The following is a 24,247-nucleotide window of genomic DNA, read 5'->3' on the forward strand; positions in this document are numbered from 1 at the left end:
GTGAAATTGAAAACTGCGTCTTCTGTTGCTTGTTGAGCAGTGATGGGCGAAGCTACAATTGGCGCATCGTTGGTGTTATTAACAGTTAGTGTAAAGACATCACTGACTTTTGCAAGATAAGTATCTGTGACAGTAACTTTAATGTTCAAGCTACCGACGTTTTCATTCAAGGGAGTACCACTGAAGGTTTTGGTAGTAGCATTGAAACTTAACCAACTCGGTAGTGGGTTGCCGTTTTCGAGAGTGGCACTGTAGGTGAGAGTGTCTCCGATATCTGGATCTTGGAAGTAGCTTGAGATGAGGAAGTTGAAATTTGCACCTTGGAGAATCTCTTTGTTTTCGATTTCATTCACTAGCACTGGATTTTGATTAATCCTGTAGCGTGCTACAGCAAAGTTATTGCTGCTTCCTCCTGCGAGTATTATCCTACCGTCAGCTTGTTGAGTAAGAGCGTAGGCATTATCAGCACTATTTGTGCCAATATCAGTAGTTATCTTGCCAGTAGTGTTGAAATCAGCATCGAGACTGCCATTGCTGTTGTAACGTACTAAAGCAAAGTTACTGTTACTTGAACCAGCCACTAGAATTTTGCCATCAGCTTGCACGCTAACGCTGTAGGCGACATCGGTGGTGTTAGTACCAATATCAGTAATAACTTTGCCACCACTGCCAAAACTGGTGTCAAGACTGCCATTACTGTTGTAACGTGCCAAAGCAAAGTCATTACCGCGCTTTCCCGCCAGAATAATCTTGTCATCGGCTTGCACAGTAACGCTGTAGGCTATGTCAGTACTGCCGAAGTCAGTAGTTACCTTGCCAGTAATGTTGAAATCGGTGTCGAGACTGCCATCGCTGTTGTAACGTACTAAAGCAAAATTAGAGCCACTCGAACCCGCCACCAAAATCTTGCCATCGGTTTGCACGCTAACGCTGTAGGCGGTATCTGTGGTATTTGAACCAATATCAGTAGTTACTATGCCGTTAGTACCAAAGCTGTTGTCAAAACTCCCATTGCTGTCATAACGTACCAGGGCAAAGTTATTATTACTCACTCCTGCTACAATAATTTTGCCATCAGTTTGTACGGTAACGCTGTAAACATTATCAGTACTATTTGTGCCAATATCGGTAGTAACTTTGCCAGTAATGTTGAAATCGGTGTCGAGAGTGCCATTGCTGTTGTAACGCACCACAGCAAAGTTATTATTACTCACTCCTGCCACAATAATTTTGCCATCAGCTTGCAGGGCAATGCTTCTGCCAATATCACTAGTACCTGAGCCGATATCAGTAGTAACCTTACCATCACTATCAAAGCTGGTGTCGAGAGTGCCATTGCTGTTGTAACGCACCACAGCAAAGTTATTACTACTCACTCCTGCTACCAAAATCTTGCCATCAGGTTGTATGACAACACTTCTAGCAATATCACTAGTACCTGAGCCGATATCAGTAGTAACCTTACCATCACCATCAAAGCTGGTGTCGAGAAGTACTACAGATAAAACTGAAGTGTAGGCTGCTATTACTTCTTGCCCAAACGCTAAACTAGGAACAATAGCCCCCGTGCAAACCTCCAATTCCCAGTCACCTCCTAATGCAGCGCTCCCTGTCAAATCATCAGAGGCTGCTACTATTGCACCTGTCAATTCGCTCAGACAGTGTATAAACAACACACCTGGCTCTGTTTGAGCGACTTTGCAACCATACAGCAGTAGTTGTGCATCTTCACTCAAAGCTTTTGCCCAACCCATAAGCTGTGCTGCATAGCGGTTGAGGGTTTCATTGCTGAGTTGACTGTTGCCCAAATAGATACACCCAGGTGCGCCGTGGGAAACAATGTGCAGGCTATTGACTCTCTGATAACACTCCAGCACTTGACTAATTTGCTCAATACCATCTTGGTTGGTATCCAAAACTACAACAGATGTATCTGGTAATACACTCATTACCAGGCTTTGGTAGTCATCAACCTGTGGATCAATAAAAATTAGGCGAGTAGGATATGAGTCTAAAGTTGGTTTATTATTAATGCTGTTAAATATTTTGTTTATAGTAAAGTTTTTATTGCTACTATGCTTTCTCATAATTGTCCAATAGTAAGTCCCTGATATTAAGCAAAAATTTTCATTTTTGCAGATAATTTATGGTAGTTGCATTCAATGTAGGAATAAAATAAACTCTTTTCCTCAGCAAATACACTTATTTAATTTCATCGAAATTTAGAAATTTTGGGCATATAAAGTACCTAAAACTTGTGAGAAAAAAACTCAGTACACATCTATTCCCTTCTTTCCTGTTCTCTCCCTGTTGCGCTTGGGCTGCGCTTCTCTATGAGAGGCTTGTCTGCGACACGCTGCGCGTTCGCGTTGGCGAACGCGCACCACGCAAGTAAGTTCAGGAATCAAATCGGATTCTTATATGATTCGATAAGTATTGTCTAGGCGAAGACAGATTATGACGCAAACAATTTCAATTAACGACTCTGGGCGTTTGCAACTCACACCGCTAGAAATCCCATCCCGTCTGCTGTTGGGGCCAGGGCCATCTAATGCCCATCCCACAGTTCTCCAGGCGATGAATACTTCACCTGTTGGGCATCTTGACCCAGCTTTTCTCGCACTCATGGATGAGATTCAGTCGTTGCTACGTTACGTATGGCAAACAGAAAACCCACTGACCATTGCAGTTAGCGGTACCGGCACAGCTGCAATGGAAGCAACGATCGCCAATGCTGTAGAACCCGGTGATGTGGTTTTGATTGGTGTAGCTGGTTACTTTGGTAATCGCCTTGTGGATATGGCTGGACGTTATGGCGCTGATGTGCGAACTATCACCAAACCTTGGGGACAAGTCTTTAACCTTGATGAACTGCAAACTGCTTTAAAAACTCATCGTCCAACTATTTTAGCTCTAGTTCATGCTGAAACCTCCACCGGCGCACGTCAACCTCTAGAAGGGGTCGCTGATTTGTGCCGTGAATTTGGCACTTTGTTATTAGTGGATACGGTGACAAGTTTGGGTGGTGTGCCTTTGTTTTTGGATGCTTGGGGAGTTGACTTAGCCTATAGTTGTAGCCAAAAAGGGTTAGGTTGCCCGCCTGGTGCTTCGCCTTTTACCATGAGTGCGCGTGCAGTTGAAAAATTGCAACAGCGCCAAACGAAAGTTGCAAACTGGTATTTAGATATGTTGTTACTAGGCAAGTATTGGGGCACTGAACGCACCTATCACCACACAGCACCGATTAATTTATACTATGCATTGCGGGAAGCACTACGTTTGCTTGCAGAAGAGGGGTTAGCAAATTCCTGGCAACGGCATCAAAAGAACGTAGAATATCTCTGGGAAGGGTTGGAAAATTTAGGACTGAGTATGCACGTTGAGCAAGAGTATAGACTGCCAACGTTGACCACTGTCCGTATTCCAACAGGGGTAGATGGGAAGGCGATCGCTCGGCAGTTACTCAATGAATATAATATTGAAATTGGCGGTGGACTTGGCGAACTCGCGGGTAAAGTCTGGCGCGTTGGATTGATGGGCTTTAATAGTCGTAAAGAAAGTGTTGATCAACTTTTAGCAGCACTACGGCAAGTTTTACCTAAGTAACTTTTGCATAGTTAGGTGCGTTAACTATCTTTGTAACGCACCTGATAAAAAGAGCGATCGCATTTCTGACTAGCTTCACTGCGAGAGAAAACCAACAAACAGCAAAGGCAAGAGTATTAGGAGAGACACAATCAAAACAAGGGTTGCCGGCTCGATTTTAATCTGGTTTTTTTGTGGATCGCGCATTTGGCACTCTCTTGAACAATAAGTATATTAACTCAGCCTAAAGGATGTTTATTCCTTTTTCCAAGCCCAATCAGGTTGAAAAATGTAAATTTTTAGCGACTTTATCGCCCTATCAGCTTATTTCTTCCAAGGTAGTTTGGTTCCCATTTCAGTCAATGCAGAAAAGATGAGATAGAGGATGAGTAACCCAGCAGCCGCAAAAAAAGCCAGTAAATCGTTATCCATAAATGCTATTTGCTAAAACTTCGCTAATCATAGCGGAATCACCTAATATTTTGCGTTTTTCTACAGCCCTACAATCTTTGGTCTTCTGGGTGTAAATTGTACCATCCATACCAATGACGAACTGCAAGCCAAACGGCTGAAAGCAAACCGGCTAGACTGAGGGTGAGGCCGCTCAACGGTACTAATAATCCAAAGATAGGTAATACTGCTCCAGCAATAGTGCAGATAATTGCAGCCAGGGAAGCACTGCGGCTGGCTCCCAATCCCCATGTTAAAATTAGTAAAATTATGGAAATTAAAGTCCAAGCCAACTGAGGATTGATAACGCGGGCTAGATAGGTCAAAGTCAATAGACACGCAAAGAAAATACTAGCAGCGATCGCAATATTTCTAAAACTCATTGGTAGTGACAAATATAACAATAATATCCACCACAAAAATATTGCCGGTGCTAGCAATAAAAGACGCGGAATTACCCCCGTGTGACGAATGGGTTCGGTGTTGGTAAAGACTCCAAAGGGATTTTTGACTGAAACATTATCGTCAAATATCCAAGTAAATTGAGTACTGCGTCCGTTAACTTTAATCTCATTCGGTACAACACCACTAGCAAAATCAGCCGGGGCAAAGTTAGCAATTGCTGTAAGGCGAAAATTAGAAAGCAACTGCCCCGTTGCACTATAAACCCAACGCGGCCCACCTTGAGCCTGATAAGTAACTCGAAAGGTAGTTTCTTCTCCTGGTTGTAGCCGGAAGGGAAAGCCATAGTCTCCCGGATTGGTTTGTTGTAACCTAGTACCGTCACGCTCAACTTTGTAGCTAGCAAGCAGTGTGTAGCCGTTAGGTGGCGGTGTTTCAAAGAAAAAATTATTAATATCCTTGAGTTGGTTAACTACTTTATAATCAGCAGTGTAATTTACCTGATAAATTGAACTGCGGCCTGGGACATCTACACTTTGGTCAAGCTTGACTTGTATTTGCGAACCAGCCAACGTTAAGAAGCGGTTAATTTGTCGTGTCTCATTTACCTTGACAATTTTGCCATTAACTTGAGTGTTATAGGAGTATGGCTCTTGAATCGAGTAGCGGACTTGAGGCGCAAATTGTTCGAGTTTTTCACCTGCGACACTTTGGGCTACTTGAGCCACCTTTGCTTGTTCCCAGTAGTGATAGCGATTGCTTAAAGTTGAACAGAGAAAAAATCCCGGTACTAACAAAACTAATACTAAAGTTAAATGCTGTAATCCCCGCAGTAGTTGGGAATAACGCACAGCCCATTCGCCGATGAATATCACTTGTTCTGGCTGGCTGCGACGGAGAGAAAAGCTGATCAGTGCGATCGCAATTCCTAAAGCTACAATCAAAAATACTAATAAGAGTGAAGCTTTGAGCGCCTGGGTTCCAAATTGAACAAGCTCAACTGGATGCGTCAAATCAGGTAATCCAGGAATACCTTGAGCAGAAGATGACATTGGTTAATTTTTGCAGAATTTGGAGAACCAGACCGATAAAAACTCTTAAAAGTTTCTGGCAAAAGGTAGAAATTATTCTCCAATCCCCAATTTAACCAGAGCAGTCTAATCTAAAAGAACATAAACGTTGAGCTTGTGTCATATTATTAAACATATTATTTATCCCGGTATAAATTGAGTGAAAAATTACGAGATTAAACATATTATTTATCCCGGTATAAATTGAGTGAAAAATTACGAGATTAAATATATTATTTATCCCGATATAAATTGAGTGAAAAATTACGAGCGAGTGCAAATATTTGGGTCAGAGGGGTAGTGTAAATTCTGGATGCGTCTTCACTTTGGGTAACGTCATGGACGTAGTGGACTTTGCTTGAAATCCAATCTCCAATTGCTAAAAAGTGCCACATCAACCCTGTTATTTTTTTATTAATTTGATAGGAAGAAAATATGACTACGAATCGTCACAGCTTCTTATTTCGTTTAACTTCCCTGTTGATTAATAGTCACGACAAGCCTAAATAAAGAACTGAACTAGTTAAAGAAACACAAAATAGAAGTAAAACCAAAAACCCGGTCATGAAGACCGGGCTTTTGAGGGTAAACAATGGGGTATATTCCCCGAAGCTTTGTTATAGAAGTTCAGTATAATATCGATGCTCTGATATTTACTACCATTCCCTTGTTACCGATTCCGGAAAATTAACTAAGAATTTTTGACTACCCTTCCTTGATATCCCAAAATACAGCAATCGGCTGGTAACATCAGTGTGTAGGATTAAGAAAAATCAATTTCCCGACTTTTGTTGATGAACAATACATTTGGTGGCTGGCAAGAATGGCTAACAGTATTCGCCTATCTAGGTTTCACCGTCTTCATTATCTGGCGCGTGTTTACCGCCGAGAAGAATTAAAAAAGCTGCATATCATCTCACCAGGGCCTTTTTGCTCAAAGGGCAAAATAGTCCCATTTTCTTGAACCTTGACTCTTTCACGACAATTGTAAACCTCGATAGGTCTTTTTACTCCATCTACGCTAACGGCAGCCCTATATTCCCAATAATTTTTGGCACTTCGGTTGATAGTGAGAATGCAAATCTGGTGGCAATCTTTATTGCGACATACAGAAGCAAAAACTGGATGTACTACGGTGAAAGGCAGTATTAATAGTAACGCCAAAAAGATTATGTATTTAATTGTGTTCATAAAAAATTCTTTAACATTACATTAATTTGGAAATACTATGAAATCTTCAAACCATTTGAGTTGATTCAACTACTTTTCACATTTTGACAGACTAGAGATTACAACTCCCTAACACATACAGCATGAGAGCAGTACTAAAAAAGCTCACAATACCATAAGTGCTATTTTTCACTAAAGTTTACTAAGTTAAATTGAATCATACCCAAGCGCCTACTCTATTTTGAGGATAAATATGTAGTGCGTCTGTACGTCCGTTCATGTACCATACCCTAGTACCAATTCGTAATATTCTACGGGAAGCCGTCTTTATGCATATAAGTCATTGAGAAACTCAGATTACATCTAGCTGGATTTCCACTATTTGTATCTGTGTTTTATTTTAAAGAATTGATATAGGACTCATATTTGATTTTTGAAAAAATTCGGTACACCTTAATCTTCTGAAATTCTCTTGCCCATTGCTTTTTGCCTATTGCCTACTAAGCCAAATGATTTCAGTAATCAAACCGGATTCCTATATAACAACAAATGTGCAAAAAAGTCAGTTGTAAGGACGATAAAATTGCAACCAAAAACAAATTTTGAGCAATCTGGGATTAAACGCTGTTTTGCAGCAATACTGCTCTTTGGTCAAGTGTGGCTACATTTACTCCAAGGAAAAACGTACTATCGCAAAATTTTGCAACATCTTGTTACCGCAGGGCCAGCTTCTATCTCTCCAGTTCTCCTTGTTAGCGGTTTTGCAGGAATGATTTTTACTATTCAAACGGCGAGGGAATTAGTGCGATTTGGGGCTGAAAATGCTGTGGGAGGTGCTTTTGCCTTAGCTTTTTGTAGAGAACTGGCTCCAATTTTGACCGCTAGTATTATGGCGGGACAAGTAGGTTCTGCTTTTGCCGCAGAAATAGGTGCAATGCGAGTTACCGAGCAAATTGATGCACTTTATATGCTCAAAACCGATCCAATTGATTATTTAGTACTTCCTAGAGTAATTGCTTGTTGTTTGATGATACCTTTGATGACGATTTTGGCTTTAGTTACGGGCATCATCGGCGGAGTTTTTGCCGCATCAAAGTTTTACCAAATTATTCCCGAAACATTTTTAGAATCAGTCAGAGATTTTTTACAACCATCAGATTTATTTATTATTTTGCTAAAAGGGTTTATTTTTGGAGTGCTAGTTGCTGTCATTGGCTGTAGTTGGGGTTTAACTACTCGAGGGGGAGCAAAGGAAGTAGGAGAATCGGCAACAAAAGCAGTTGTTACTAGTTGGGTGTCAATTTTTATTATTGATTTTTTCCTCTCTCTACTGCTGTTTGAACAGCCCACATTTTAAACCCAAGTATATTAAAGAACAAGATTTCCAACTTTTTAAAAAAGTTGGAAATTTGAACAACAAAGGAAGTTGTGGGTAAGTAATACTAGTTCTGAAGCGTTTGCACAGCCTACACTTCTCTATGAGACGCTATGCGTAGCTTGCTTTTTTGTTCGCGCAGCGTCCCGTAGGGAAGGAGTATGACAAAGCTACTTCGACTGCGCGGTAGTTGAATCTCGACTCACAACGACTGCGCGATAGTTGAATCTCGACTTCGCTCGATTACCGCGTAGCGGTGCACTGAGTTTCGACTACGCTCAACTCCCGCGTAGTCGAAGTGTCGAAACTCAGTGCAAGTCGCTCGATTACCACGTAGCGATGCACTGAGCGTAGTCGAAGTGTCGAAACTCAGTACAAGTCTGTTACCACCGCAAGCATCGCTAGCTCTTTGAGATATACTTCATCACGTTAGCGGAATTTGGGAATATATTAACTTGTAGATTAGCGCACCCAAAGCTAAACCTCCCAATGAAAAGATAGACGTAGTTGAAAAGGCTAGCCCTTCCCTAAGACCCGCTCTTTGAAAATCTATCCTGACTAATATAGTCGCTGAAATGATGAGTAAGGTATCAAGAAATACCCGAAACCAGGCAATCATGATAAAGAACAAGAAAGCTGCTAAGACGGCAACGCCGAAAGACCTGGTATTTGATTGAAGCAAAATACTGTAGTAATATGTCATCTTTGGCCAAGGAGCGGTCAACGTTACTATTAAAAGTAAGATAGCAACTACAGTTGCCACCCACACAAACACAGAAGCACGAGTTTCAGATATTACCCAGCCCAAAGTACTGTAACTCAGCAGTACTAGCGCCAGGGACACCCAAGGAACTCTTTTCAAAATTGACATGGGTTTATATTTCTAGTACAGGGTCAAGGTCTTATCTCATAACTAAGTGTATTAACTAAAGACTTTATTTTGCTTGAGGCTTGCTCAGTTTATAAGAGAGGGTAGTTCAAGCTTGCAAAAAAAAGTACAAATGAAAACTTTACTTCTGGGTTAAAAATCAAGTTTAGAAATTAAGATACTGGTACTAGACGCACTATTGACGTTATATAAAAGAGCCAGTGTGGCCTGTGGCTCTGCCCAAGTGGAGCAGCTGGCGTCGTCCACACCCTAAGTTTCACATACTTACGGGTTACTGTTGTCTCCAGCCTCCTGAAAATGGTTATCCTGCCTCAACAATATCTCAGTATAAAAAGAGTTTTTCACCATGTTGGTATCAGTGAGATAAGAAACCAGAAGTTCTTGCAGATGAAACTATGTAGATTTTGACTATATGCCTTAAACTAGTAAGTCTATCATCATATTTCTTATAGCTTCAATCAATAGGCTGTTATGCTCTTCCCAAGAAAGCCAAACAAGTTTGTCAAGAATTGCGGTACAAAGTAGTTAAATATGTTGTTAAACATTTGTAAACTGTTAGCAGCCGAGTAGCCGCGTGTCACATCTTGTTAAGGAATTATCATGAAACAACTTATTATTGCTGAACGCGTAAGCCTCATTGGTCATATCGCGTCAAAAGCCTTTGGACTGGTAGGGATGCTACTGGTAGTACCTAATGCCGAAATAATTTTCAACTTATCGCAGGTAGGAGAAACTGCTGTACAGTTAAGTATGGCTGGCGGTGGTGTAGTTGATATCATCTTAGGGACAGTAGCTGTCTCTATTTATGCCTACCGGACGTTGGGATTAGGAACTTGGCTAGCATTTATGCTACCAGCTATGTTTATCTCTTTAGGGAGTGAACTACTGGGAACTAGTACAGGGTTTCCATTTGGTGATTATAGCTACTTGAGTGGCTTGGGTTATAAGATTGGGGGGCTAGTTCCTTTCACAATCCCTTTATCTTGGTTTTATGTTGGACTGTCGTCTTATTTAATTGCGAGAACTGGTTTGAAAGTGACTCAAAAACCCAGTTGGGGTCGCCATATTGCTGCGATAGCCGTTGGTGCTTTGCTCTTCACTTGCTGGGACTTTGCCCTTGAACCGGCTATGAGTCAAACTTCTCTGCCCTTTTGGTATTGGGAACAACCAGGAGCTTTCTTTGGAACACCTTACCAGAACTATGTAGGTTGGTTTGGTACTAGCGCCCTGTTTATGAGTGTGGCAGGATTATTGTGGAGAGATACCTCGATTAAATTAGAGCGATCGCAACTCAATCTGCCCTTAGTCGTTTATTTAACTAACTTTGCCTTCGCCGCCGGACTCAGTTTGGCTGCTGGATTTTCTATCCCTGTGTTACTTGGCTTATTGCTAGGTGTGATTCCGGCTGTGGTGCTGTGGTCAAGGAGTTCAACCACACCTGCTCAAGTTACTGTTGAACCAGTAAACAAAGAAGTATCAGTAGCAAAGGTTGAAGTTGCCTTGAAATAAGTCTAGAAATTAGGGAGTGGGGAGTGGGGAGTGGGGAGTGGGGAGGCAGAGGGAGCAGGGGAGCAGAGGAGCAGAGGAGAAGTTGCAGTAAGTCTTTCCCCTCTGTCCCTCTGCTCCTATATCTAATCCCATGCCCCGTACCCAATGCCCCATACCCAATGACTAATGACTAATGACAACGCTTTGATAATAGAAAGCGCCATCTCCCTTTTATTGCTACTTATCCAAGTACCAGCAACGGCAATTCTGTTTTCGCGCCTGCTAAAGGGGCCAAGACGCCATCCTGCAATAGAACCCCAACAGCCGACACCTGAGCTTTTGGGTAAGGTTAGTGTGGTTGTTCCCACACTGAACGAGGCGCTTCGCATTAGCCCTCTGTTGGCTGGTTTAAGTCAGCAAAGCTATGAAGTTAGGGAAATTATGGTTGTAGACAGCAAATCCAGTGATGGTACCCCCGACTTGGTAAAAGCCTCACAGCAAAAAGATCCGCGCTTTCGCCTGATGACAGATGATCCCTTACCCTCTGGTTGGGTGGGGCGTCCTTGGGCGTTGCATAACGGTTTTCTATATAGTTCAGAGGCTAGTAAGTGGTTCTTGGGGCTGGATGCTGATATTCAACCGCATCCTGGTTTAGTTGCTGGGTTGTTAAAGACGGCCGAAGCGCAAGGCTATGATTTGGTTTCTCTTTCACCCCAATTCATCCTCAAATATCCTGGGGAGTGCTGGCTACAACCTGCTTTGTTGATGACTTTGCTTTACCGATTTGACCCATCGGGGATCAATACAGAGCAACCAGAACGGGTAATGGCAAATGGACAGTGTTTTTTATGTCGTCGCTCCGTTTTAGCTGCTGTGGGTGGTTATAGCAGTGCGAGTAATTCTTTTTGTGATGATGTCACGTTGGCACGCAATATTGCTACCCAAGGCTATAAGGTCGGCTTTTTAGATGGCGCAAAGGTATTAAAGGTACGTATGTATGAAGGGGCGATGGAGACGTGGAAAGAATGGGGGCGGAGTCTCGATCTTAAAGATGCAACTTCTCGTTCTCAGTTATGGGGAGATTTATGGTTACTCACATCTGTTCAAGGTCTACCGCTTTTAATTATCCTGACTTTTTTATTGATTTCTCCCCCATCCTCCTACTTGCTACAGACGCGATTAATCACGTCTCTACCCATTCCCCTACTCTTTCTGCTGGGACTGAATTTATTCCTGTTAGTGATTCGCTTTGCAATGCTAATAGCGATCGCACCTTCTTATGATCGCACCAACGCTAAAGGCAGCTGGTTATTCTGGCTTTCTCCTTTGGCTGATCCCTTAGCTGTACTGCGAATCTTCTTATCTGCATTCCGCACCCCGCGCGAGTGGCGAGGACGCAAGTATATATAGTGGGGGATTGGGGATTGGGCGTTAGGAGTGCTGAGTAATGAGTTAAGAGTTAGGAGTTTTGTTTATCCCCTTGTCCTCCTTGTCCCCCTTGTCCCCCTTGTCCCTGCTCCCTACTCCTCTTCACCTCCTACTTGATCCCCGCGTTCCAATTCCCAAAGAATTTGATTTCCTTCACGGCGTACCCGTGACACTATCCAGTTTCGCCAGCGCCATTGATCTCCACGACTAGTGACAGCGCTGGCGTGGACATCCATCAAGTCTGCTAACTCAGAACTGGTGATTAAGTAGCCTTTTTCAGAAATTTCGTCAGCTATACGCAAAGTTTCAACCAAGCTGCGGAGTTGCGAAACCCTCATTTCTGGTGGTTTTTCATCGGTTACGGCCGCAGTTGGCCCAGTTGATGGTTCCATAACGGTTATTTCTGGTGCAGAAGTACTGATTTCTTGCGGACTTTGGTTAATTATTCTAGAGTTTTTTCCATAATCAGCTACTTTTGCTACATTTAGGTCATTTTTAGTAGGTAAAGATTTGTAAAAATCTTTATCAGATAATTGTTGTAGGGAAGGGGTTTTGCCACTGGCATAACTGCGAGCGATCGCATCACAACGTTCGTTACCTATGTTACCAGAATGTCCCCGAACGTATTGCCATTTTACTTGTTGGGTATTGAGTTCATCTAAGATTTCTAAAAGGTCTTGGTTTTGGACGGGTTTACCATCTGACTTTTTCCAGCCTTTGTTTTTCCAGCCTTTCACCCATTTGGTAACGCAGTTAATCAGGTATTCGCTATCGGTATGAAGGGTGATTGGTTGGGCTTGTTGAGATGTTTGCAGAAATTGAAGGGCAGCGATCGCAGCTTGCATCTCCATTTTATTATTAGTGGTATGAGGGGATGCATCGCCCATTTCGTGGATTGAGCCGTCACTGAAGTAGACGACAACACCCCAACCGCCAGGGCCAGGATTACCGGTGCAAGCACCATCGGTGTATATGCTTTGAATTATGGGTTGGGTGGACATGGTTAGGATATCGAACCGCGAAGGACGCGAAGGACGCAAAGGGAAGAGTTATTAGCGGCAATTTTTAACAATATTCAGGCTATTATACTGATAAATGCTTTTAATTCTGACTTTATCTTTAATCCCGATCGTCAGGCAAATTTTCCATTTCCTCAGTAATTAGCGTCTGAAAATCTTCGTCATAATTATACAGATGAACCGCAGCAGCTAGGATTTCTGTCTGCTACAATTTCAGCTTGTTGATTAGCAGTTAAACTAGTTAACTGTAACTGGTTAATTAAGGCTTGTACTTTCAGGCATTCTGTACCTAATTCAGTAATCAAGGTACTGAAGGTTGAATTGGTGAGTGCAAGAGGGCGATCGCTAATCTGCATATTTTATTCATTGTCCCAATCCTTTACGCGCTTGTTGGATTGCCTTGTCAAAAGCATGAATATCTTTTTACCAATGCTTAATTAAACCTTCGTCGGGAAAACTCTTTTCTAATTTGAGTCTAATCTTTTCTTGATGTTCAATAATTCTTTGAGCTAAAAATTCAATCGCCTTTTGATGGTGTTTTTTACTGATTACTCCGAACGATAGGCAACGCGGAGACTTTGGATTAAAATCACCAAAGATGCGATCGCCATTAACCCGCCCCAAAACCAGTAAGGTAAAAGCAAATAGCGCTGCATTTGCGCTGTATCAGAAGCACCAAGGGGGCCAGCAGAACTACTAAATAGATAATCAAGTTGATGGTACGTACTTACACAAGCTTGTACGCCCAGAAATTGGATGACAAACCCTTGCGCCCAGCGAGGGGCTTTTAGGGCGATACCTAAGATTATTAAACCCAGTAAGGGAATTGCCACCAATCCAAACCAGGAACGCACCCAAATTAATGTGGAAAACAGCAAAAAACTGCCTAAGATTTTTAAACTTAGAGAAGCTGTTGTAAAACTGCGGGAAGCCAGAATCAAAGCTGCACCAGCAAGAGGTGGCCCCATTGGCCCAGCTGCGGCGATTATTGCTGGGACAATTGGCCCCAATGACGACCGGATGCCATACGTTGCGACACCGGAACCATTGCTAAAAATCTCTAATTTCTGAAACTGTCCCCCTAACAGGAGTGCCATTAAGCCATGACCCATTTCATGAAACCAAGTTGCCAGAATTGTAAATGGGTATAAGATATAATCCCCTCCTGGTACTTGCCACAGTAAAGCAGTTGTGATCGCTGCTGCAACTAGCCAGGTTAGCCCCATACGTTCAACAACTGGCGGGGCTTCTTTAGTCAGTAAGGTTTCAAAATTTTTGTTTGATTCCCTCATAGGTCACTCAATTTTAGATTTTAGATTTTAGATTTTGAAATTAACATTATCCCCCCGATTAATTCGTGGGTATTCAATTTTAGATTTGAAATTATAGATTATTCCTTCAATCTAAGATTGACAGTGTATTTTCATCTATCCTAATGTAATTATTGAGGTATTAGGGTTGCTGAGGAATGCAACAATTCGCACCTCGAAGCGACGGCTGTAAACTATGACGCTATCAAGAACAACATAGCCATCCGTCGCTTGTCTGATACGATTCAAGTGTTTATCCTCCAAAGTGGATGTCGGAGGATGATCAGAAAATACTTAGACCGATGTCACAATTAAGTGAGAATCGGTTAAGCAAGTTGAAACAGGAATGTCATCAAATCTCCTTTACCCAAGCTGATGCGATCGCCTGGTCGCAAGCGATGACGGTTCCCCGGTAAAAGTGGCAAATTATTAATGTAAGTGCCATTAGAACTTCCCACATCCTCTACATAATGGGCATCTCCTTCAACGCGAATATCTGCATGAATCCGCGAGACAATTTCAGAATTGGGAAACCCTGAAACATCTATATCTGGAGGAATTCGGTCATTCGGCTTGCCGATATGAATCACAGAGACATTTTGCGGCAATTCAATTAAGCGATCGCTTTGAACGTGGATTAACCGTGCTGTAACCTGCTGCAATTGCGTTCTGGCCGCAGTTGCAATTGGTGTTGCTGGTGGGGGTACTTCGGCTTGGGAGGCTGGCGCTGGTTCCAAAGGTGGTGGAGTAGGAATACTTTGTATAGAGACTACAGGTTGAGCTGCGATGGTTGGCGTTGGTTCTGGGGGACTGCTTGGTGTAACAGGTATTTGTGGCGCTGGTTCTGGAGGAACTGCTACCTCTGTTGGTGGTAAAGATGATTCGGGGGGATGTGAGTTAGTAGATTTACTCATTCCCAAAGCATCTGGTTGTAAAAGTTCTAACAGTGGATCTGGTGGAACTAACGGCGGTACTTCCACAGGAACATCAGGAGTAACTGTTGTAGCTACTGTTGCCGCATGAACGTGTGGAACTCCTGCGGAGTGAAGGTTGTAGCCACACTGACCGCAGAATGCAGCATCTGCCTGCACGGTTGCCCCACAACTGGGACAATTAGTAGTCGCGGGTAACGGTGTATAGCAAGCTTCACACTGGACAGCACCATCAGGGTTGGGATGATTGCAATTAGGGCAGACGATCATCGATATTTAGCCTTTGTTCAAGATCATCATAAATATAAGTAGGACTGGCAAGCAGAGGGCGGCCCTAGCTTTAGATTTTAGCAATTACTGCCGATTTGATACGGGTAAATGGAGCAGGGGAGGCAGGGGGAGATGGCAACGCCAAAGGGGAAAGGGCAAGGGGCAAAGGGGAAAGGAAAGCTCCCTCTTCCCTCCTTGTCCCTTTCCCTTTTCCTTACCCGAATGGTTTTGCCCCATTCCCCATTCTTCAATGTTGGAGTTCCAAACCTGCTGCCGCATCTAGCAGCCACCAAAGTTCTCCTTGGGGCTGAATTAAACGGGATGGGTAAGTGAAGTCATCGGCTACAGGTGCAAAGACTTGCGCTAAAGCTGGTCGTTTATTAGCACCAGCAACCAGAAAAATCACGCTACGAGCAGAATTGATGAAGGGGTATGTGAAACTTATCCTGGGGTTTCCGTCTTTATTACCCACGGTAACTAGGCGATCGCGTACTTTGAGAGCTTCTGTGTGCGGAAACAAAGATGCAGTATGTGCATCATCACCCATTCCTAGTAATACTACATCCAATGCGGGAAACTCGACCCCAGAAGTATTGAAAAATTCTTTGAGTTCTTGTTCATACTTGGCAGCAGCCAGTTCTGGATTGGCTTCTAAGGTTGGTACGGGGTGAATGTTAGCAGTTGGGATGTCAACATGGTTTAGCCATGCACGACGTGTCATCAATTCATTGCTATCGGGGTGATCTGGTGGTACGTAACGCTCATCTCCCCAGAATATATGAATTTTATCCCAAGGCAGTTTTTGAGTAGCGAGCGCTTCGTATAACGGCTTAGGTGTACTGCCGCCAGATAAGGCGATGGTAAACCGTCCACGCTGCTCAATGGCAGTTTTTAACTTTGACAGAATTAATTCTAGCGCTCGTGCAACCAGCGCTGGCTGATCCGGTAGAACTTCAACGGTTTTGTTCATGGCTTCATCATCATATTGCTGGCTTCTGGCAATACAATACCGAACTTATTACAATCCTCCTTTTTAACTTTTGAAACATTTAACATCGTGGATTCAGTAGGCTAGAAAACGTAGACGCTCTTTATCACCTTTAACGGTAAGTTGTCAGTAGTCAGTTGTACTAACTACTAGCCGCTCTGATGATTATTTTTATTTACACCCAGTTACTTGATACTTGGTTGACTGACGCCACAGAGGATACATTTATTAATTCTTATTAAAAATTAATATAAAACAAGAATCAGGAGTCAGAATTCAGAATTGGTTATTACTGCACGTGTGAAGCGACGAGTAATACCTGGAAGAATATTTTACCTGAATTCTGACCAAAGCAACGGAAACGTTTCCAGCTTTGCTCCTGAGTTCTGAATTCTTCTTAATAAAACTAATTAATCACAAACAGCGTTTTCCAGTCAGCGATCGCTTCACGTTGGGCAATTAACAATTCCTGAATTCCGTTTTGGGCGACATCTAGCAGTTGATCCAACTGAGCGCGGCTAAAGCTGCCTTCTTCACCTGTTCCCTGGATTTCAATGATTCCCAAATGTTGATTCATTACCACATTAAAATCTACTGTTGCAGCCACATCTTCAATATAATCTAGATCCAAAAATGGCTCTCCCTCCAGTAATCCTACGGAAACTGCTGCTACCTGTCCACACAAAGGCGATCGCTCCAACACGCCTTCAAGCAACAATTTAGAAATTGCATGAGCCAACGCTACAAACGAGCCTGTAATCGCTGTTGTCCGAGTTCCAGCATCTGCTTGTAACACATCAGCATCTACAGTCAGCGTCCGTTCTCCCAGTGCCTCAAAATCCACTGCTGCGCGTAAGCTACGTCCAATTAAACGTTGAATTTCTTGCGTCCGTCCAGATAATTTCAATAATTCTCTTTCTTGGCGTTTTTGAGTAGCAGATGGTAACATTCGGTACTCAGCAGTTAACCAGCCTTTACCAGTTCCTTCAAGAAACTTTGGAACTCCCTTATTAACGCTAACGGTACAAAGTACCTGAGTATCACCGCATCTTGCGAGAACAGAACCGGGGGCAAAGCGGGTGAAACTGGGGTGAAAGCTGATCGGACGTAGTTCGTGAGGAAGACGACCGTCAGGACGCTGCCAAGCCATTGGAGTTGCCTCAAGTTTTACAATACTGCCTTAAGATTACCTTAGTGTTATTGGGCATTGGTAAGAAGGGTAAAGGGGAATGGGTAAGGGGGAAAGGGTTTATTTCTTCATCCTTTACCCTTTAACCTTTAACCTTTAACCTTTTCCCCTCTCTTGTTGCTTCCCCTGCCTCCCCTGCTTCTTTATCTAAGGAACTGAAAGTAGAGTCAAAATATTTTGCTGCACCATCTCTGGTGACTGGTCGCCGTTGATGGTCAACAAGCAGCGACGACGGTCGTAATATTCTAGGATGGGAATGGTGCGATCGTAGAATAATTCTACACGGCGCTGCACGATTTCTGGTTGGTCATCTGGTAGCGATCGCCCCAAGGATCGGCTAACCATTACTGCTTCTGGGACTTGGAGATAAATTGCCCAATCTAATCTTTGCCCTAAATCATCCAATAAAAAATCTAATTCTTCAGCTTGGAAGGCAGTGCGGGGATAGCCTTCTAACACCCAATCGCAGTTAATATCTGGTTGTCTGAGGCGTATTCGGATCAATTCAATGATCATTTCGTCTGGAACTAACTCCCCTTTTTGCATGTAGGGTCGTGCGTGGTAGCCTAGTTCACTCAAGCTAGCGTAAACCGAAAGAGAAGTCCGGGGATCGCCTTCCAGCCATCGAAATTCTGGTAGGGGCTGATTGCCAGATATTGCTTCCCGTAAAATCCCACCTGTGGAAATCAAAGGAATATCAAAGTATCTGCAAAGCCTTTGTGCTTGAGTGCTTTTACCCGATCCTGAACCTCCCAGAATCACCAATCTCACAACAATTTACTCCTCATCCTGTCAAATTCACTACTCGCTAAGTTTGTTTTGCCCAAACAACCGCTAAATGTAACATTGAGAGATTTTTAGACGTTCTGCCTAGCTTTGTTAAATAATTGGAACTGTAACTCTGATGTTTTTATTTTTACAACTCCTTTCCGAGAAAAGACGAAAATTTAAATCAAAATAACTCTTGACTTGAATACAAACGTAGTGTTTGACTAAGAATGCAATTTGCCAAATCCACCACCCCTGTGAAAAACAGATTGATTATACAGGCAAATTTGTCAGAATTATCGCCAGCAAGAACGCTTAACTTATTGTATTTTTTTGAACTTAACCTTATGGTTGCCCAGCTAGAAACTCAAAGTATCAATTCAACCCTAACCCTACCATATCCAGTTGAAGGACTAGTACAAGTTTTCACTAGTTCTCATCGCAACTTTTTTACGACCGTGATGGCTCAATCACTGAGAATAGCTGGACAAGGAACGCCAGTATTAATAGTGCAGTTCCTCAAAGGAGGTATTCGTCAAGGACAGGAAAGACCTATAAAATTAGGACAAAATTTAGATTGGATTCGCTGTGATTTGCCTCGTTGTATCGATACGCCACATCTAGATGATACGGAAAATCAATCTTTACAAAAGCTGTGGCAATATACGCAAAAAGTAGTGTGTGAGAGTAAGTATTCTCTCGTGGTGTTAGATGAGTTAAGTTTAGCGATTAACTTTGGTTTAATTCCAGAAACGGAAGTTTTAGCGTTTCTGGCAAAACGCCCTCTTCACGTCGATATCATTCTTACAGGGCCAGAGATGCCGAAATCTCTCTTGGATGTGGCAGATCAAATTACAGAAATCCGCCGGAGTTATCGACCTTAAACAATCTCAGAATTTGAGATTTTGGATTTAATAATCTTCAAGAAGAAGGTGTGTTAATGTTCTTAAACACACCTTGCTGTTCTAGCAACAGATGTCGGATTGAGGAGAAATTGAGCAGCTTGTTGTGCTATTAATTCAGATAACTGAATCTGTTTAAAGGTGACTAAACTTTCATTGACAAAAGAATCTCTCACTAAGACCTTCTCCCCACTGTTGAAAGAAGTTTCATAAAACACTTCCTTAATCCCTGCGGAGATAATTAATTTCAAACAAGACAGACAAGGTTCTAGAGTGACGTAAATACTTGCACCATCTGTAGACGTACCATGCTTTGCGGCTTGTGCGATCGCATTTGCTTCCGCGTGTACAGCCCTTGATGGTAAAGTTTTACTAGCATCACAGCTACTCAATCCTGGATAACAGTAGCCCTGAGTCGTACAATGTGCCGAACCCGATGGTGAGCCATTGTAACCTGTTGCCACCACCTGCTTGTTTTTCACAATTACAGCACCCACGGGAAAAGCTAAACACGTTGAGCGAGTTGCTGCAAGTTTAGCCAACATTAGAAAGTATTCATCCCATGTTGGTCTTTGATGGGGTTCGGCGATTGGGGAAATATCTTGCATAATCTGTCAATTTCAAACCTTATTCTGGTGTGTTGCTGACAATGGCAACTGTATAAAATACTACTTTTATATACGAATTTTAATTTATATTCTGGTGTGTTGCAAATTACTTGATATATTTAGCCTGATGATATCCACCTTAGCATTGCTGTTTATTTATAGAAATTACAGATTTATTACTTACTGATCCTGAATGTAAGGCTTGCCACTTTTAATACAGTTACTAGCCTTTTGCAGTTCGATACCTAAATAACCAGTATGTTCAGGCTGAATTGCTGGAGAGCTAGCACAAATCTCTCTTAATAGGCTAAGGGGATTTTTCCCACGATAAGACTTAATCACCTCACCACTACCAGGGGTTGTGTGAGTAACGACTATCTCTTTGCCATCAACCTCAATTAGGAAATTGCCGGAGGGGTCATAATAGCTTCGCTGATTAAAAATTGCAGCGTATTGATTTGCAATTAGCCTCTCTGCATTGTCCCAGGTATCATCATATATATGAGCAGACTGACTAATAGTTATGAGTGGCCCCATTTTCAAGTCATACTCAGAACGTTGAGCAATTTCATCCCTAATATGTTGTTGCAAAGCCCTCAACGCAAAAGCATTTGCAGGCCACGCAGCAAACATATCATTACTTCTAAGAGTTGCAGTTAATGATAATTCATTATCAACCACTCTCAACCAAATATGATTTAGACAAGGACTACCACCTTTTTCATGGTCTTTTACATCCCATAAATTCATAACTGCACTAGCGGCATCAATTTCTCCAATTAACTTCTGAATTACCTGGTCAATTTGATCCCGCTCAAACCAGGAACGTAAACGTTGACCATAAGTATATTTCAAACCTTCCCTATAAGGTGCATCATCTAAAATCTGCGAAACGTATTCTTTAAGAAAAAGGCGATCAATTGGCAAATAATTCGGATCGGGAAAATAAAAGTCAACAGGCTCATCAGTAATAATTGCCATTAAATCAATCAATTCTTGCCATTGCCCATCATAGCCAGTTGGTCTAATTGTTCCTGTTGTCTTAATGCGATGAATGATTTTTACCCAAGTTTCGGCTATGGTCTTACCTTCTATTCGGTGTCCGTAGCGTGGCCCTGGTAAAACACTTGGCTCAACGAGAGACATGGGAAATTCTAACCGTGAACCCCAAGGAGAAAGTTCCTCTAATTGGGCATAAGATTTAACTAGACTAACTGCCTCAACAATTGATTTGGCTTCTTTGAAATCTACAGAATGCCGTAGGTGTTCTAAAGCACTAGCTTTCACCTCCATATCAATATATCCAGGTATAGGGGAGCGAATTATCCAGCAACGCAACCCAGTATCACAAACACCTTCTTCAAAGCCATTACGGAAAAAGTCTAGCAAGCACTGACACGCACCCGCGTTATTATCTTCCCTTGTGGCATTGAGAACAACCAAAAAGCGGACGTGGGGATTAAATAGCAAATTGCGAATCAGTAAGTTTATCCCCCTTGTGGGCGAGTATAGTTGCCCAATTACAGCATACTCTTGCGATTGCAAGTGTTTAGCGATCGCCTGCTTTACTGTCCATCCTGTAATCACTGCCGTCTGACCTAGACCATAAATAAGCTGGTTGGGCTTGTGCAGTGCTTTGTACTCGAATTGGGTTGCCTTACCCGTTGCTGTCATGATTGGCTAAAATTAAAAAATTAACGATCTTCTATCGTATCACTAAATCTAAATTGCACTGAATACAACCCAAAAATTAGAGTGCGATCGCTTGCTTTATCCCATGCTAAATAGAGAACTCGCTCTGGTTCTTTTAGTTTTAGTGCAACTCGATAATTTAAACATTGTCCTAAAGCTGTATGAAACTCGGAAATCGCAGAAGGAACAACAAAACTCTTGATTTCTACAGCAATTCTTTCGTCTTGTTTTTGGGCAGCAATTAACCGTTCTGCACCCAGATCGATTTGCAATTGTCCATCTGCTAAATCAATAGACAGTGGATCGTGTGTAATTGTCCAGCCATCTTTTTGCAAAGCCAATCTAACTAAATTATGGAAAATATCTCTTGCAGATATTCATTAAAATTTTAAGTGTAATAACTCGAAAATTTTATAGTCTAAACTTTCATCATATTTTAGCTCTCAGGCAGGAGTTGGAGCGATCGCTTTACCCTACAAAACATTCCGTAATTCTTGAATTGTATTTGCTACAACAATCCTCCGTAAAATCTCTTTCAATTGCTCCAAGTCAGAAATTTGCGAAATTTGCGACATCAACTCTAAACCAGCCCTGCCAAATTTCGCCTCTAAACTTGTTTCGATACTAGAGATTATTCCACGTACTTGTCCTCGTGCTTCTCCTTCTGCTTGTCCTCGTGCTAGTCCCTCACGTAAAATTTCTTGATACCAAGGTGATTCTCTTAAGACTGTCATATCCCACCTCATGATTTCCTGAACTAAAGCACTTTCTAATACAAAGGTCGCAAAAAATGCCAGAACTGTCTCTAGTTGATTTAATTGCTCATCAGCACGTAGCATTCGTAATGCTTCCCTTATTGTAGACTCGTTTTCTCCGCCTTTGAGAATTGGTACAAAGGGAAGCAGCGACGGTAACGGCGTCTCAAAAGCAATATTTACGTCAACTTCCCAAAGGTTGATTACGCGGTAATCTTGAATTGCTCTTAGCCCGATAAAATTGGATGCAAAGCTTGTAGGTATTTGACTGTTGCTGATTTTGAGAATGTTAATCAGTACAGGGTAGGTTTGTAGTTTATATTTTTCTTCCGCAAGGGCAGCATAAGCACGCATCCGACGCGGCATTTCTGATGTGTGGCGTAATTGCAACTCATTGAGAATGAGAAATTTTCCGTATTGCGGACTTTCAGCCTGAATTACAACATCGCTTTGTCGGCTAATCCATTGGAATTCTGTATTTAAGATTTCGCCTGTAACAATGTCGGGTATTCCTGTCACCCATTTTGCCCAATTATTTGGTGCAAGGCTGATTAATTTTTTAGTGCTAACATCGACAGCTTTGTTCATCAAAAAAAATAGATGCGATCGCCCTAAATCAAACCCAATAAATCCGAGGATAATCGCTTCGCCTTATCCTACCGCAAATTATGTCAACTTTCGCACGATCGTAATGAGGCCGATTAGCCATTATCTGGGGTACTGACCTCGCCTTACCTAGACGCATACCATTTCGCTGCATCTGTTGCCAAGGTTAAACTAACGGGGGATATGAGATGCGATCGCAAAGAACCATCACCCGATACACTCAAGAAACGCACTGTATGAGATGCCAAACTCTAAAGTAGAGGTTGTATCGGCAACAAAGCTTGTAAATCCAGAGAGGCGAGGCGTTGATAAGCTTGATCTATGAATCGTTTACCTCTAAGAAAGCCTGTATTAGCTCCTGGGCAAATGTACCGGAGACTTTCTGGTGTAAAACGTTCTAATAAGATCTGAAGACTGTTAAGTTGCCTTGGCCAGTGAAAGGTTTTGGCTGCCCGTAATGGTACTGGTTGCCCATGCTGGTTTGGGAGTAAATGGCGACCAGAAAACAAGATACCTCCAAGTTTACTGTAGTAAAGACAAGATGAGCCGGGAGAATGACCTGGTGTCCAAATAACTTGTGTTGCTGCATCAAGTGTAAATTCTTGCCTGAAGGTAGTTAAGGTTAAGCCTGGTAATAAATAAGCTTCTTGCTCTTGAATCAGCACCTCGCAGCCAAAGGTTTGCTGAAATTCAGCAGTCTTGCCAATCGCGCCTCGATAGGTGAGAAATAACCAACGCACGCCTCCATAGGTTCCTAAAAAATCTTGATTTGTTTGCTCTAGTGCAGGGCAATCTATGAGGATATTGCCTTCATTTCTTACAATAAAATAAGAGGTTCCCCCTAATGTGTCCCGATTGGGTGGAAAAGCAAAAATGCTCTCTTGTGCGAAGTCCGATTGCAGAGTACCTGCGCGAAGAACTTCGTCAGGGAACACAGCCCGTGGTGGTTTAGTTGTATGACTTTGCTGTTGAGGTAAAGGGCACATAATCAAAGAACCGAATCTGAGGAGTTGTGGACAATCTGGTTGCAGTGTGGAAATTCTCAAGAGTTGAAACTTAAGCGTTAACCAGCACTGTTAACCGTTGTGATTCAGGAGGCAAGAGTAACCCACTATTAAAAGCGTGGGGCTGAGGCTGTGAAAGCTTTGTATCTCGTAGCGCTTGACGTTCGATCCAATTTTTCTTTCTTTTTAAACTGGGTTTTTGACCCAGAACTAAAGTTTTCATTCATAATTCTTTCCTGTTGCCTCCTGCCTTTTGCATCCTGCCTCTCTTATAAAATTGGGAGGTCTGCCTTGTAGTTAATGCTATGGTGCTGAAGCTACTGGTGGAGCGTTTTGTCAAAATTACT

23 protein-coding genes are annotated in these 24,247 nt (G+C 42.4%); 5 read left to right on the top strand and 18 right to left on the bottom strand.

Annotation, left to right across the window (positions count from 1 at the left end; genetic code table 11):
- A partial coding sequence (locus RMX98_RS06495; RefSeq protein ID WP_409881199.1) for a DUF4347 domain-containing protein occupies window positions 1-2,087 on the bottom strand: 2,087 nt, incomplete at its 3' end.
- Between the two features lie 370 nt (window positions 2,088-2,457).
- Between RMX98_RS06495 and RMX98_RS06500 the strand changes: the two genes are divergently transcribed.
- On the top strand, window positions 2,458-3,606 hold the full coding sequence (locus tag RMX98_RS06500; RefSeq protein WP_409881200.1) for an alanine--glyoxylate aminotransferase family protein: 1,149 nt from the start codon (window positions 2,458-2,460) through the stop codon (window positions 3,604-3,606).
- 479 nt (window positions 3,607-4,085) lie between these two features.
- On the opposite strand, the gene RMX98_RS06505 is transcribed toward RMX98_RS06500, so the two are convergent.
- Together RMX98_RS06505 and RMX98_RS06510 are read right to left on the bottom strand one after the other, a co-directional pair.
- Window positions 4,086-5,489: a hypothetical protein gene (locus RMX98_RS06505; protein ID WP_409881202.1), complete on the bottom strand. Its 1,404-nt coding sequence runs from the start codon at window positions 5,487-5,489 to the stop codon at window positions 4,086-4,088.
- A gap of 897 nt (window positions 5,490-6,386) precedes the next feature.
- Window positions 6,387-6,698 (bottom strand): hypothetical protein, encoded by a 312-nt coding sequence (locus tag RMX98_RS06510; protein ID WP_409881203.1) that lies wholly within the window; start codon window positions 6,696-6,698, stop codon window positions 6,387-6,389.
- A 562-nt stretch (window positions 6,699-7,260) separates the two neighbouring features.
- Here RMX98_RS06510 and RMX98_RS06515 point away from each other — a divergent pair.
- Window positions 7,261-8,034 carry an MlaE family ABC transporter permease gene (locus RMX98_RS06515; RefSeq protein WP_409881205.1) on the top strand — a complete coding sequence of 258 codons (774 nt, stop codon included), beginning with the start codon at window positions 7,261-7,263 and terminating at the stop codon, window positions 8,032-8,034.
- A gap of 442 nt (window positions 8,035-8,476) precedes the next feature.
- On the opposite strand, the gene RMX98_RS06520 is transcribed toward RMX98_RS06515, so the two are convergent.
- A complete protein-coding gene (locus tag RMX98_RS06520; RefSeq protein ID WP_409881208.1) occupies window positions 8,477-8,923 on the bottom strand; it encodes a hypothetical protein in 447 nt (148 codons plus the stop codon).
- 618 nt (window positions 8,924-9,541) lie between these two features.
- Between RMX98_RS06520 and cruF the strand changes: the two genes are divergently transcribed.
- Window positions 9,542-10,450 (top strand): gamma-carotene 1'-hydroxylase CruF, encoded by a 909-nt coding sequence (gene cruF / locus RMX98_RS06525; RefSeq protein WP_409881209.1) that lies wholly within the window; start codon window positions 9,542-9,544, stop codon window positions 10,448-10,450.
- A 165-nt stretch (window positions 10,451-10,615) separates the two neighbouring features.
- Window positions 10,616-11,839: a 2'-O-glycosyltransferase CruG gene (gene cruG / locus RMX98_RS06530; RefSeq protein ID WP_409881212.1), complete on the top strand. Its 1,224-nt coding sequence runs from the start codon at window positions 10,616-10,618 to the stop codon at window positions 11,837-11,839.
- A gap of 110 nt (window positions 11,840-11,949) precedes the next feature.
- Here cruG and rnhA read toward each other — a convergent pair whose 3' ends face one another.
- From rnhA to RMX98_RS06570, 8 genes are all read right to left on the bottom strand, one after another.
- Window positions 11,950-12,858, bottom strand: coding sequence for a ribonuclease HI (gene rnhA, locus RMX98_RS06535; protein ID WP_409881213.1), 909 nt, complete (start codon window positions 12,856-12,858; stop codon window positions 11,950-11,952).
- A gap of 185 nt (window positions 12,859-13,043) precedes the next feature.
- A complete protein-coding gene (locus RMX98_RS06540; RefSeq protein ID WP_409881215.1) occupies window positions 13,044-13,232 on the bottom strand; it encodes a hypothetical protein in 189 nt (62 codons plus the stop codon).
- A gap of 192 nt (window positions 13,233-13,424) precedes the next feature.
- Window positions 13,425-14,168: a M50 family metallopeptidase gene (locus RMX98_RS06545; RefSeq protein WP_409881216.1), complete on the bottom strand. Its 744-nt coding sequence runs from the start codon at window positions 14,166-14,168 to the stop codon at window positions 13,425-13,427.
- 135 nt (window positions 14,169-14,303) lie between these two features.
- Window positions 14,304-14,435 (bottom strand): hypothetical protein, encoded by a 132-nt coding sequence (locus tag RMX98_RS06550; protein ID WP_409881217.1) that lies wholly within the window; start codon window positions 14,433-14,435, stop codon window positions 14,304-14,306.
- Window positions 14,436-14,512: 77 nt separating this feature from the next.
- Window positions 14,513-15,388, bottom strand: a complete 876-nt coding sequence (locus RMX98_RS06555; protein WP_409881218.1) for an FHA domain-containing protein — start codon at window positions 15,386-15,388, stop codon at window positions 14,513-14,515.
- A 247-nt stretch (window positions 15,389-15,635) separates the two neighbouring features.
- Window positions 15,636-16,358, bottom strand: a complete 723-nt coding sequence (pgl, locus tag RMX98_RS06560; protein WP_409881219.1) for a 6-phosphogluconolactonase — start codon at window positions 16,356-16,358, stop codon at window positions 15,636-15,638.
- 424 nt (window positions 16,359-16,782) lie between these two features.
- Complete coding sequence (rph, locus tag RMX98_RS06565) at window positions 16,783-17,526, bottom strand: ribonuclease PH (protein WP_409881220.1); 744 nt, start codon at window positions 17,524-17,526, stop codon at window positions 16,783-16,785.
- 186 nt (window positions 17,527-17,712) lie between these two features.
- The gene (locus tag RMX98_RS06570) at window positions 17,713-18,336 is read right to left on the bottom strand and encodes an adenylate kinase family protein (protein ID WP_409881221.1); all 624 of its coding nucleotides are present in this window, start codon (window positions 18,334-18,336) and stop codon (window positions 17,713-17,715) included.
- Window positions 18,337-18,680: 344 nt separating this feature from the next.
- On the opposite strand from RMX98_RS06570, the gene RMX98_RS06575 reads away from it, so the two are divergent.
- The gene (locus RMX98_RS06575) at window positions 18,681-19,217 is read left to right on the top strand and encodes a P-loop NTPase family protein (RefSeq protein ID WP_409881223.1); all 537 of its coding nucleotides are present in this window, start codon (window positions 18,681-18,683) and stop codon (window positions 19,215-19,217) included.
- 62 nt (window positions 19,218-19,279) lie between these two features.
- On the opposite strand, the gene RMX98_RS06580 is transcribed toward RMX98_RS06575, so the two are convergent.
- The 6 genes from RMX98_RS06580 to RMX98_RS06605 form a co-directional block, all read right to left on the bottom strand.
- Window positions 19,280-19,843, bottom strand: a complete 564-nt coding sequence (locus RMX98_RS06580) for a deoxycytidylate deaminase (RefSeq protein WP_409881225.1) — start codon at window positions 19,841-19,843, stop codon at window positions 19,280-19,282.
- Between the two features lie 180 nt (window positions 19,844-20,023).
- The gene (locus RMX98_RS06585; protein ID WP_409881226.1) at window positions 20,024-21,517 is read right to left on the bottom strand and encodes a thymidylate synthase; all 1,494 of its coding nucleotides are present in this window, start codon (window positions 21,515-21,517) and stop codon (window positions 20,024-20,026) included.
- Window positions 21,518-21,537: 20 nt separating this feature from the next.
- Window positions 21,538-21,912 (bottom strand): element excision factor XisH family protein, encoded by a 375-nt coding sequence (locus RMX98_RS06590; protein WP_409881244.1) that lies wholly within the window; start codon window positions 21,910-21,912, stop codon window positions 21,538-21,540.
- Window positions 21,913-22,008: 96 nt separating this feature from the next.
- Complete coding sequence (locus tag RMX98_RS06595; RefSeq protein WP_409881227.1) at window positions 22,009-22,878, bottom strand: Rpn family recombination-promoting nuclease/putative transposase; 870 nt, start codon at window positions 22,876-22,878, stop codon at window positions 22,009-22,011.
- 269 nt (window positions 22,879-23,147) lie between these two features.
- On the bottom strand, window positions 23,148-23,882 hold the full coding sequence (locus tag RMX98_RS06600) for an MBL fold metallo-hydrolase (RefSeq protein ID WP_409881245.1): 735 nt from the start codon (window positions 23,880-23,882) through the stop codon (window positions 23,148-23,150).
- Window positions 23,883-23,952: 70 nt separating this feature from the next.
- A complete protein-coding gene (locus tag RMX98_RS06605; RefSeq protein ID WP_409881228.1) occupies window positions 23,953-24,123 on the bottom strand; it encodes a hypothetical protein in 171 nt (56 codons plus the stop codon).
- Window positions 24,124-24,247: the final 124 nt, after the last annotated feature.

This window comes from Nostoc sp. DedQUE02 (assembly GCF_034531035.1).
Classification (GTDB): domain Bacteria; phylum Cyanobacteriota; class Cyanobacteriia; order Cyanobacteriales; family Nostocaceae; genus Nostoc.